Annotated in this window: 9 protein-coding genes and 2 pseudogenes; 6 read left to right on the top strand and 5 right to left on the bottom strand. The window is 41.8% G+C overall.

Annotation, left to right across the window (positions count from 1 at the left end; genetic code table 11):
* Positions 1-10 precede the first annotated feature (10 nt).
* Positions 11-1,120 (bottom strand): annotated as a pseudogene (locus ACOJR9_RS07960) (ISAs1 family transposase).
* A 396-nt stretch (positions 1,121-1,516) separates the two neighbouring features.
* Between ACOJR9_RS07960 and ACOJR9_RS07955 the strand changes: the two are divergent.
* On the top strand, positions 1,517-2,494 hold the full coding sequence (locus ACOJR9_RS07955; protein ID WP_420935758.1) for a glycosyltransferase family 2 protein: 978 nt from the start codon (positions 1,517-1,519) through the stop codon (positions 2,492-2,494).
* Positions 2,495-2,552: 58 nt separating this feature from the next.
* On the opposite strand, the pseudogene ACOJR9_RS07950 reads toward ACOJR9_RS07955, so the two are convergent.
* Together ACOJR9_RS07950 and ACOJR9_RS07945 are read right to left on the bottom strand one after the other, a co-directional pair.
* Positions 2,553-2,881 (bottom strand): annotated as a pseudogene (locus tag ACOJR9_RS07950) (IS3 family transposase); the annotation flags it as partial.
* Entirely contained in the window at positions 2,863-3,306 is a 444-nt protein-coding gene (locus ACOJR9_RS07945; RefSeq protein WP_420935757.1) for a hypothetical protein, read from the bottom strand. The gene ACOJR9_RS07945 and the pseudogene ACOJR9_RS07950, both read right to left, overlap by 19 nt.
* 53 nt (positions 3,307-3,359) lie before the next feature.
* Between ACOJR9_RS07945 and ACOJR9_RS07940 the strand changes: the two genes are divergently transcribed.
* Positions 3,360-4,537, top strand: a protein-coding gene (locus tag ACOJR9_RS07940; RefSeq protein WP_420935756.1) for an IS3 family transposase whose coding sequence is annotated in 2 segments (ribosomal slippage) — positions 3,360-3,609 and positions 3,609-4,537 — 1,179 coding nt in all. Because the reading frame shifts where the segments join, the coding sequence is not laid out codon by codon here.
* A gap of 145 nt (positions 4,538-4,682) precedes the next feature.
* On the opposite strand, the gene ACOJR9_RS07935 is transcribed toward ACOJR9_RS07940, so the two are convergent.
* A complete protein-coding gene (locus tag ACOJR9_RS07935) occupies positions 4,683-4,862 on the bottom strand; it encodes a hypothetical protein (protein WP_420935755.1) in 180 nt (59 codons plus the stop codon).
* A gap of 70 nt (positions 4,863-4,932) precedes the next feature.
* The gene (locus ACOJR9_RS07930; protein WP_420935754.1) at positions 4,933-6,183 is read right to left on the bottom strand and encodes an O-antigen ligase family protein; all 1,251 of its coding nucleotides are present in this window, start codon (positions 6,181-6,183) and stop codon (positions 4,933-4,935) included.
* Positions 6,184-6,607: 424 nt separating this feature from the next.
* Between ACOJR9_RS07930 and ACOJR9_RS07925 the strand changes: the two genes are divergently transcribed.
* The 4 genes from ACOJR9_RS07925 to ACOJR9_RS07910 all read left to right on the top strand — a co-directional run bounded on the left by ACOJR9_RS07925 (position 6,608) and on the right by ACOJR9_RS07910 (position 11,332).
* Positions 6,608-7,252 carry a transglutaminase-like cysteine peptidase gene (locus ACOJR9_RS07925; protein ID WP_420935753.1) on the top strand — a complete coding sequence of 215 codons (645 nt, stop codon included), beginning with the start codon at positions 6,608-6,610 and terminating at the stop codon, positions 7,250-7,252.
* Between the two features lie 2 nt (positions 7,253-7,254).
* On the top strand, positions 7,255-9,192 hold the full coding sequence (locus tag ACOJR9_RS07920) for a bifunctional diguanylate cyclase/phosphodiesterase (protein WP_420935752.1): 1,938 nt from the start codon (positions 7,255-7,257) through the stop codon (positions 9,190-9,192).
* 125 nt (positions 9,193-9,317) lie between these two features.
* Positions 9,318-9,890 carry a hypothetical protein gene (locus ACOJR9_RS07915; RefSeq protein ID WP_420935751.1) on the top strand — a complete coding sequence of 191 codons (573 nt, stop codon included), beginning with the start codon at positions 9,318-9,320 and terminating at the stop codon, positions 9,888-9,890.
* 155 nt (positions 9,891-10,045) lie between these two features.
* Positions 10,046-11,332 (top strand): O-antigen ligase family protein, encoded by a 1,287-nt coding sequence (locus ACOJR9_RS07910; RefSeq protein ID WP_420935750.1) that lies wholly within the window; start codon positions 10,046-10,048, stop codon positions 11,330-11,332.
* The last annotated feature ends 7 nt before the right edge of the window (positions 11,333-11,339 follow it).

Here is an 11,339-nt window from a genome sequence, read left to right as displayed (position 1 = left end):
GCATGAGTGCTTAATTTTCACTCAGCGCCTCCAAACCAGCTGTTAATACCAGCTCCAGATAGTCGGTGCTGCCATGGGCACGTTTTTGTTTACGCGGAATGCTAATTTTTCTGCTTGTCTCGGCCCGCAACATATTGAGTGCCATTTTTCTCGCGCCTGAAAGTACCTCTGCTGCATTACCTCGGTATATCTGACAGTGGTCTTCCTTCAGCACCCAATGCAAGCTATTTTCCACGGCCCAATAACTACGTACTGCATTGGCAAAGCGAGCTTTGGTTAATGCCGTTTAGCTGATGTAATATCATACTCAATGGAAGCTTTACCATTTTTGAGCTGCCGGTAGCCTAGCGCGACGCCTACACTTTTCAGCCCTTTCCACTACGGGAAGGTTTTCGATAACTCAGTTGCATCCATCACATAATAAGCTCTTGCTTCGCTGCGCCCATGGCTTTTTTCCATGCAAATCACTTCGTCATTCACGCAACCGGCAAGCGCCTTTCGTACCGCATCGAACAGGTCATGTTGATTTCCTTTCGGGGCAAGCAGATAATCTCCGCCGCTATCGTCAATTTGCCCTGCAATCTTAGTCTGGCAAGCCATAGCATCAATTGATATGAGGCAGCCCTTGATGTCTAAAAGCTGAAGTAACTCGGCGATAGCCGTCACTTCATTCGACTTGCTTTGTGTTTTGACCTGACCCAGCAGCACATTGTTTTCGGTGGCAAAGGCGTTCACCATGTGGATAGCTGATTGCCTGTCTTCACGGTTATATGAGCCACAAAGTCGCTTACCATCTGTAGCAATCAGTTGTCCGGCTGACAATTCGGTAACGGACTTCATCCAATGAATAAAAACAACGCTGAAATTGCTCTGTATCTACTCTGGATACCACGCGAGCAATGGTGTCATGCACCAGTAAACCATTCTTGAACAAACCTTTCTCGGTAAACCACTTGAAATGTAAATCACCAAAGTCTTCAATCTCTTCCCAGCCCTTAGCTCCTGCGATAGATGCGCAGACCATAAGAAATAAAATATCTGAAAATAAATGCGCCACCTTAACTGACTGGTGAGGATCTTCTAAATCACCAAAAAATCGTTCAAATGCCCCTGTATCCATGACTCTCTCCGCAAAAGAGAGTATAAGATCACAGACTGTATAACTCGTCCATGTTTTATAGTGATTGGCAATTCAATTGGCTAATTTATGTTCGTGATCTTGTCCTAGGGCCATCAGTTTCCAAATTCGCTGGATAAGTCTCTCTACATATCGAAAGAAACATGTTGGTTTTCGGCGACATCATTACAATCGGTTCATTTTTGATTACCTTTCATACCATAAAGATCAACACGCTCAAGTAGCTTCTTTTATTTTAACCTGAATTAAATCTTATTTAGTGATAACATTTCGTGTAACTATATATCACTATTGAACTTTCAGCTTTTACTATATTAAATGATGAAGTTTATTATGCAGTGCTCTTAAAACTAGTTAAATCGATACATAGGCGCTTGAATGAAAATTAGTGTAGTTATTCCCTGCTATAATGGCGAGAAATTCATAAGTGATGCAATTCGCTCAGTAAATAACCAGACTTACTTGCCAATTGAAATTGTGGTTGTAGATGACGGATCTACCGATAAGTCAGTCGCAATTGTAAAAAAATTACAAAAGTCATCAAAAGTTCCCATCGTCTTAAAGAAACAAGATAATGGTGGCGTATCTGTTGCTCGTAATGTTGGTATTAACATAGCAGCTGGAGAATGGGTCTCTTTCCTAGATGTTGATGATATTTTCCTCCCAAATAATCTCGCCAAAAAAGTTGAAGCCGCAAACAGGTTAAAAATGAGCACTGGCTTAATTTGCAATGATTATTTTTTTAATGAAGAATCTGAAGATACGAGAAAGCACAAAAAGTCGCCTATTGCACACTTCGACCACGATAGGTTAATCCTTGGTAGAGACTATCAACGAAGTCTTATTAAAGACTATTACATTGGTACTGCAACTGCAATGATGTTTTCACGCATGGAAGCTATAAAAATTGGCGGCTTCGACTCCATGATGAAGCATTCTGAGGACTTTGACTTTGTATTAAGATTTACGTGTGAAAACAACGTATTAATCCTTTCAGAACCCTTAGCAATAAAACGAGTGCATGATGCAAACCTAAGTAATAACAAGGAATTGTATTTTTATAGTCATCGATTTTCTTGCATGAAGAATCTTCAATATGAGGATGCGTATTGTAGAGGAGCATTTTCAGAAGCTACAAGAGATCTTTTGAAGGCGAATTACGATAGTTTTACAATCGGGTTTTGTAATGAAGTATATGAACGGAAGTGGTCTCAGGGGCTGTCAAACTATTTAGAAGCGTTGATATTTCCAAAAACATTTCTTGGGTTTCTAAAAATCACCGTTGGACTTCTAAAAAAATTAATCAGAACAATTAGCTTCGGCATGATCAAGGGTAATCCAAAAAAAAAGCTGTAGTATAAGTTAGTTATTTATGGCAAAGAGTAACGTAGTCAATCACGATTGACCAACCCAGTTAAGCTACTTTCTTCTGCTCCATTGCTGCCAATTCATACTGATTTGAACTCATATAGCCTAAGTATGAACGTAACTGTATCGGGTTGTAAAACGTCGCGATGTACTGCAATACATCTTGCTGTGCTTCGAGACGCGTTTGATATAATATCCAATGCACATGTTCTTGTTTCAGTGTACCGAAGAAACTCTCTACAACGGCATTGTCCCAACGGTCACCTTTCGACTCATGCAGCCGATAAAGCCATGGCCTTTCAATAATCGACAATACTGGTCACTAGCATACTGGCTTCCTCTGTCAGAATGAACAATTATTCCTGGCTTCGGACGATGTTACCTATACAAAGAAAAGTAATATTATTAGGTTTGATAATAGACGTTAATGATGATGGGGCCTGATCGAAGTATTCCTTTTCTAGCCCACATCTAACAACCTGTACTTTATGCCACATGTCAGAAGCCAACCAACGGTAAAGTTGAGAACGACCAAAACTACATACCCCTGCTACAAACTTACTGCGCGATATTTTCCCATTGAGATTTAAGTCAGAGGGATAATCAAACTCTTCTGGCCCGTGAATAGTAAGGCTGTAGGGAATATTCGAAATAAGAGAAGCATACATTGCCACCTCTGCCGAGTTAGTACCGAAGTGTGTGTGAATATGCGCTGCTCCCACGCGTATGCACTCGCTAGCAACAAACCTTGCTTCAATTAAGCAGATAAAGTGTTTAAACAGCGTCTTGACGTGGTCCAATTGAATTGACCAGTCCAGTTAAGAGTATAATATCAGCTTAACTGGAGAAAGAGATGCCTGAAAGAAAGCGTTACACCAAAGAATTTAAACTCGATGCGGTTAGTCTTGTGCTTGATCAAGGCCATAGCAGAACCGATGTTGCCAAAATGTTAGATGTTAACAATCAGATGATCAGTCGCTGGGTCAAGGAATACCAGCAAGATGATGATGGGCAAGCATTTAGAGGCAGCGGCAAATTAACACCAGAGCAAGAAGAGATCCGTCGACTTAAAGCGCAGGTCAAACAGCTTGAAATGGAAAAGCGCATATTAAAGGAAGCGACGGTCTTTTTCGCCAAGGAAACGAAATAAAATATCGCTTCATTGCGCAACGTAAAAAGACCTATCCAGTCGATTTAATGTGTCGACTGTTGGGCGTGAATAGAAATGGCTTCTACCGGTATGTGAAGAAGCAGGAATGGCCGCAGACGCAGAAGGATAACGAAAAAACTGAGATGCTCGAATGGATTGAAGCCATAGATGTTGCGAGTGAGCATACATACGGTAGCCGCAGAATGCAGCGAGCATTGAACTGTTTAGGTTATCCAGTAGGCCGACAGCAAACGCGGCAGTTAATGAAAGAAGCCAACGTAAAGGTTCGATACAAGAAGAAGTATAAAATCACCACCAATAGTGATCACGACAAGCCCGTATTCGACAATGTACTCAACCGTGAGTTTGACGTTAACGCACCGGACCAAGCGTATGTTTGCGATATTACCTACGTCTGGACACGTGAAGGTTGGTTGTATTTAGCCGTGGTTATTGATCTGTTCTCGCGGAAGGTTGTGGGCTGGAGTATGGGTTCACGAATGAAGGCCAAGCTTGTTTGCGATGCACTGACAATGGCGATTTGGCAACGTCGCCCGAAGCCAGGATTGATTGTTCATTCTGACAGAGGAAGTCAGTATGCAAGTGACCAGTATCGTCGATTATTGAAAGGCCATGGTTTTATTGGCAGCATGAGTCGAAAAGGCGACTGTTGGGATAATGCCGTGGTAGAGAGTTTCTTCGGTACACTGAAACAAGAACGTGTGCATTGGAAGTCATATCAAACCCGTCTCGAAGCACAGCAAGATATCTTGCAGTACATCGCGATGTTTTATAATCCGATGCGGTTACATTCATACTTAGGATATATGAGTCCGAATCAGTATGAAGTGGCAGCATTGAAACAGAAGAAAGTAGCTTAACTGGGTTGGTCAATTTTGGTTGACCACGTCATCTTGGTTGATTTCTTATTCATTCTCAGCACAAGGCTAAGCGCTGAGTTAAATGTACCTATATTCGTAACGGCCCATCCAATGAACGATAAAAGTAGGTTCACTTTAGAACGTTCTAAAATAAACGTTTTTTTTTAAACTCAGATTTATCTTCATCGCCAAGAGAATCAAAGGGCTCAGCGCGCAACGAGAGTCTCTTTACGCTAAAGCCTTGCTGTTCTAGTGCAAGGATTTCTCGTTGAATAAACGTATGGCTTATTTTGGGGTATTGGTTGACTAAATAGGCTATTTTCACTTGTTTTTCCCTGTAATTTACTTTTCGCGAAAAGAAATAATTTTTTGCTAATAAATAGAACTGTGTTTGGTTAGCCATCTAACCTGACCATCATCCGCATTGTTGCTTTCTTTTTTGCATTCAATTCTAAAAACGCGCATCCACTCCCTAAAAACAACCACAGATACCAACAGTAAGAAAGATAAAAAAGCATATTATCGGAGTAGCAAACCAACATAAATGCGGCGATTACGCCAATAAACACACTGTTGCCTTTGGGATCTAAGGAAAAATAGCGTAGATACTTAGTTAAGATACCAATCAATAATATAAAAAACGCTAAAACACCTAAAAATCCCATGTCAAATGTCACTTGAACATAAGCGTTATGCGCATCGAAACCTTTACTCTCCTCTAAAACAAAGAAATCCAGAAAGTAGTGAGAAAAAGTATCGTATCCGTGACCAAACCAGATTTTATTTTGAATAAAATCCCACGATGATAACCAAACCACTTTTCTCCATGCGTAAGAGTTTAGCTTTTCACCACCAGAGTCGGTTATTTGAGAATCGGACGCTAAATCAGCAATCCGCTCTTGAACAAACGGTAAAAATAATGCGAGTACTCCTATACAACACACCAAAACAACGTATTTCCGTTCATACAAAAGTCCATAGATAAAGAAGATAGCAATAAACGCTATCCATGCGCTTCGGGTTTGCGTAGCGATAAGGCATATGGCACTTAGTGGAATAATAACGTGACATAATCGAATAAAACGCTTCGAGAAAAACACTGCTTCCGACTTAATGCAATAAAATGAAACCGACGCAATCAATACTAAGTAAAAAGCGAAGATGTTTGGATGGCTGAAGCTGCCATGAAGTCTAAAGCCATCCCTTGTTGTGCTGGTTTCGGGGAATACAAATTGAAAAGCAGACACCGCAAACGGTAGAAAGCTAGTGTAAATAATTAGTTTCAGTACAGACGCGAGGTCTTCTCTTGAACGAACAAATGTATAGGCAAAGGAGAATAGTGAAAAGTAGGTTAATACCGATACAAAAGAACGAAAGGAAGTCATTGGTATCGGCGAAATAACAATCGATATTAAGCCTATGGCAAGAAAGCCTGCCCATAGTTTAAATACGCTTGCTGATATTGTGCCCCTGCTCTGAAACAAGCCACCAAAAAAAAGAACTATTACTGCAAGGTTAAGCAGTGCACCCAAACTAACACCGCCAAAGTCAGTCATTTTTAGCAGAGGGTCTAAAGATGCTCGTGTTAATAAAAGCACGTAGATAATAGGGGAAAATAGGTATAGCGGGCTTTTACGAATGATCATAACTGAGCACTGGTGTTAATAGTTCCATAGCAATGTTGATAAACAACTCCATCGTATCATGCGCAAAATACAGGGTATGCGCTTGGGATGCAAAATAATTTGCAAGTTTCAAGCCGTTCAGTAGCCGTTTATATAATTGCCGAAATTTCTTCTAAAGCGCGGTTTACCGCGCTCATGCCTCTTTCAATTTCGAATGCCTTAGTTCAGCGCTATCATAGCAATGTGCAACCCTAGCCCCCTAAAAAAACATTTTCAGTTTTTCCCAATGCACTTCTCTTAAGTTATCAGTATTATTAGCCACATAAATTTTGTAAAAGTATCGCTTTGCACACTCTTGGGGCAATTGTTCATCAAAGTACATTGTAGCTGGCAAAACAAGTCGACAAATAAGCTGAGAACGTATAGTTACTCAGCAATTTTCTGCGTGTTGATAACAGGCAGTGTACTTTTTACTCTTTCGTTATTTGCTCAGCAACAAAACCTATTCACCACAGAGGTATATCAGCGTATAGAGTTTGTTTACGGCAGCGAAGCATCTGAAGATGTAGCAGAATGGCGACAGCTTATTGATGAGCTGCAAACCGATGATTTCGATGAAAAATTATACGCGGTAAATCGTTTTTTCAATCAGTATGATTTTGTCGACGATATTATTCACTGGGGTCAAAAAGATTACTGGGCAACCCCTATCGAGCTTATTGCCACCGGTGCAGGTGATTGCGAAGACTACGTTATCGCAAAGTACTTTTCGTTAATCGAGCTAGGCATTTCAGAATCACAGCTTCGCCTAATGTACGTTACTGCATTAGACCTTGGCCAACCCCATATGGTTTTGGCGTATTATCAAACCCCCAGTTCCATCCCATTAGTGTTAGACAATATCAATAAACGCATTTTACCTGCTAATAAGCGTCGCGACCTTGCCCCCATATACAGTTTTAATGGTAATGGGCTGTGGGCGGCAAAAGCGATGGGAACGGGCAAAAAATTAAGAGACAGTGGACCCATGAAAATGTGGGACGATATGGTAGAACGGTTAAACACCGTAATGAACGGAGATAAGCAATAACAATGAAACTATCTACCCAACTGAGCACAAGCTTGCTGGTGTTTTTGATCTTGGTGTTTGCAGGGTCGTTTATTATAAACGTTAAGCTAACCCGAGAGTATGTGAATGAACAGCTTGCTACCCATGCCCAGGATACTGCCACATCCCTTGGGCTATCCATAACCCCTTACTTAGCAGAGCCTAATGGCATCGCCACGGCAGAAACCATGGTCAACGCCATCTTCGACCGTGGTTTTTATCAGTACATTACGGTTACTGATATGGAAGGTAATATGCTTATAGAGCGCCGAAACCCAAATACGATGAGTACGGTGCCAGAATGGTTCACCAATATTGTTAACGTAACGCCCCCAGAAGAAACCACCGAACTAAATAGCGGATGGACAATGGCTGGGCAGCTTGTGGTGCAAAGTCATCCTGGCCTCGCAAACCAAACGCTATGGGAGAGTGTTAAGCAAAGCGCACTCATGTTTTTTGCCGCGTTTGTTTTAGCTTACATTGTGCTGTTATTAATTATTAGCGCTATTACCAAGCCACTGCGCATAGTGGTAAGTAAAATTAACGATATACAGAACCAAAAGTTTTCTCACATTAGCTATACGCCCTTTACCAAAGAGCTACATTTTATTACCACCGCAGTCAACAAGTTATCCTCTTCTGTTGAGGCCATGTTTAAAGAGCTCACGCAGAAGGTTGAGCATTTTAAAGCGCAAGCCTATGAAGACAGTTTAACGGGTTTTTCTAACCGCAGTGCCTTTACTCGGCACATGAACGCATTGTTAAGCGGCACAGCAGCTAATGACGAGGGATATATAATTATTGCCAGGCTGGCCCACCTAAATATGATAAACACCACACTAGGTGCACAAGAGGGCGATACTTATGTGTCGAACGTGGCAAATACCCTAACTACCTTAACCAAAGAGTTTCCAGAAAAAACATTTTTGTTTCGTGTATCAGGTGCTGACTTTGTAATAATGACGGAAGCGGTGTCGCAGAACGAGTGTGAGCGACGTTTAAATGTGTTGAGCGATGCATTAAATGCCACTACCCCTCTTAAAAACGGTTCTAAAACGGTATTAATGGGAGTAGCTAAATTTCACGATGAGCAGTCTTTTTCAGAGATCATGGAAAATGCAGACAGCGCACTCATGGCGGCAACCAAGCAGGAAAAGGGCTGGCAGTTTGCATCTGAGCTTACGTTTATTCATAGCAACACGGCGTGGCGTGAGCGTTTAAACAATGTGTTAGAAACGCAGTGTGCCGACCTGTTAATTCAGCCTGTTATGAACGTAAAAGAAAATAGCCCCACCTATTTCGAGGCATTTGCACGATTTAAAGATAAAGACACGGGGGGCATTATACCCATGTCGCAGCTTATTCCTGCTTCTGAGCGCTTAAACCTGATCCCTGAAGTTGATAAGTTAGTGGTAAGCTTGGTGCTGAGCAAACTTACCGAAACCACTCGCGATATTGCCATTAATATTGCGAATGCATCAATTGCCAGCGCGCCTTTTCAAGAGTGGTTGGTTAATAGCCTGCGCAACAATCCAGATTTGTGTAAAAAACTGGTTATCGAAGTAGAGGATTCGGCGCTCATTCACCATAAAACGCAGGCAGTTAGCTTAGCGAAAACGTTAATAGCTTTAGGATGCCGTATAACTATTGAGCATTTTGGCGATAATCTTGCATCACTTACAGGGTTAAGGGCAATTCACCCCCACTTTGTAAAAGTTTCTGGCAAGTTAACCAAAGGGCTCCACACAGACAAAGATAATTTATTGTTTGTGAGTAGTCTTTTAAGCGTTGCCCGCAGTTTAAATATTAAAGTAATTGCAGAACTTGTGGAAAATGAGGCCGAGTCGATGGCGCTTACGCAGGCCGATGTCCAGTTTCAACAAGGCTACTATTTTGCAAAACCCACGCTTTGGCATGTTTAATTTATGTGCTGGGCGCAAGGTAAACCCATGCAAAAAGAAGCAGCGCACATAGCGCATTTGATGTACACTACACAACATTGTCGGCGGGAATGGCCAACAAGACATTTTAGCTTTTAGGAGATGTTATGCGAAACAGTGCTTTTTTATCATTTTTAGTAAGCATAGTATTACTGTTATCGCCTGTGGCCCAGGCCCAAGAGGCTTCTGTTGCCCCCGGTACACAAGTGAGAGGCTTGCTTATCAACGAAGTTGAAGCGGGAGCAGACTTGATTACGGCCTCTAGCAAAATAAGTGAAGCGGTACTTACCGAAGGCTTATACTTCGATGCTGAAGGGCTGGCGTACCTTCAGCAAAATCGTCAATCTTACGAAAGCATGGTGACTTTGCTCAACGAAAACGCGTCTGGATTTGAAATTACCATAGCTGGGTTAGATTCAATGCCAGAAATACCAACGCAGGTAGTGACCATTGCTATGATTTTCTTCCCAGAAAGTGCCGATGAAATATACGGCATTGCTTCGCAAATGGGCATGCTGAGCGAAGACGATGCCCTACTGGCGGCAATTAACGCAGGTATAGACCCATCCACACTAACGGCAACTGCTGCTGGCGCTGATGGAAACAACGTCTCTCCTTTAGGTGTTGGCACCGGCGCAGCAGGCGCAGGTGGCGGTGACACGACGGTTTCAGCTAACTAATCAATAGTAAAGATGTAATTAAGGCGCAGTAATCGTTGATAGCCCAGCCCTTCCAGAAAACCGAAAAGTTTCTTTTCGGTTTTCTTTTATTCACGCTTTTTTGGCTTCCCCTTTCATTAGGCGCAAACAGACCTTGGGCTTGGGCGCTTATGCAAATGTCGTTTTTTCTAATAGGCGGCGTATTATTTCTAATTAATACAAATGCTATTAGCTCGCTAGTTGCACGCTATCGTGTTTATATTGTGTTGTGGTTTGCGTTTTTAGCATGGCAATTGCTTACCATAATCCCTCTTCCGCCAGAAGTGGTGAACGCCATCCGCCCCACTCGCACAGAGCCGCTGTTTGCTATTTTTAGCAACGACCTCACGCCTCTTCCTTGGTTATCTCTTAGTTTTGATGTGGGTCAAAGCGTTATTAGTTTTTTTAAGTCATTAGCTTACTGCTTTTTATTCTTTATTTGCCTAACCATGATTAGCACTGGTAATCGGTTGCGCCAAGTGCTTATCACCCTAAGTATTGCAGGTATATTCCAAGCTATTTACGGCACATTAGAAGTATTACTCAATACCGATTACAGCGCTGTTTTTAACTATCCAGTCACTCATATTGCCACGGGTAGTTTTGTGTATAAAAATCACTATGCCAATTATCTTCTTTTATCACTTAGTGCAGCAATTGGTTACCTTATTGCAAACTTATACACCACACCGGAAAGCTCTAAGCGAGAGAGGCTGCGAAGAATAGTTAAATTTTGGTTGAGTAACAAAGTACTATTTAGAATTGGCATCATTATTATGGTAATCGCTCTTGTTATGTCTCGTTCTCGCATGGGCAATACTGCATTTTTTATCGCTATGACAGTGACAGCAACGCTAGGGCTTTTATACTTTAAACCAAAACATAAAAGCTACGTTACGCTGTTTATAAGCATGCTAGTAATTGATGTACTTATAGTGAGTAGTTTGTTTGGATTAAAGCAGGTACAACAGCGATTAGAGCAAACAACCTTGGCTGAAGAAAGCAGAGATGAGGTGATTGTGGAGGCGCTCCCTCTAGTTGCTCAATATCCTATTATTGGTACAGGAGGGGGAACTTTTTATACGGTTTACCCGCAACAACAAAGCAAAAGCGTGCAACATTTTTACGACCATGCCCACAACGAATATCTACAGTTTTCTATCGAGTTTGGCCTTGTTGGGGCTATTTTAGCCGCAGCTATTGTTATTTTTAGTGCAAGGCACAGCTTTTCAGCAATGCGGACCCGCCGCCATCCTTTACCTCGTGGCACAGCATTTGCTGCGCTAATGGCATGCATTGGAATGGCGATGCACAGCAGTGTAGACTTTCCGCTTCAAGCACCCGCAAATACGTCGACATTTATTGTTTTACTTACCTTGGGTATTTTAAGCAATAGCCTATCGATGCATAAAGAAAAACACTAGTTAAGCA

The sequence above is a fragment of the Alteromonas ulvae genome, from assembly GCF_048987005.1.
Lineage (GTDB): Bacteria > Pseudomonadota > Gammaproteobacteria > Enterobacterales > Alteromonadaceae > Alteromonas.
This window is presented reverse-complemented; position numbering and strand designations above follow the sequence as displayed.

Excerpts from the sequence above, each read along its gene's own strand:
- ACOJR9_RS07955 (WP_420935758.1), top strand. The coding sequence starts at position 1,517 with ATGAAAATTAGTGTAGTTATTCCCTGCTATAATGGCGAGAAATTCATA.
- ACOJR9_RS07930 (WP_420935754.1), bottom strand. The coding sequence starts at position 6,183 with ATGATCATTCGTAAAAGCCCGCTATACCTATTTTCCCCTATTATCTAC.
- ACOJR9_RS07920 (WP_420935752.1), top strand. The coding sequence starts at position 7,255 with ATGAAACTATCTACCCAACTGAGCACAAGCTTGCTGGTGTTTTTGATC.
- ACOJR9_RS07915 (WP_420935751.1), top strand. The coding sequence starts at position 9,318 with ATGCGAAACAGTGCTTTTTTATCATTTTTAGTAAGCATAGTATTACTG.
- ACOJR9_RS07910 (WP_420935750.1), top strand. The coding sequence starts at position 10,046 with ATGTCGTTTTTTCTAATAGGCGGCGTATTATTTCTAATTAATACAAAT.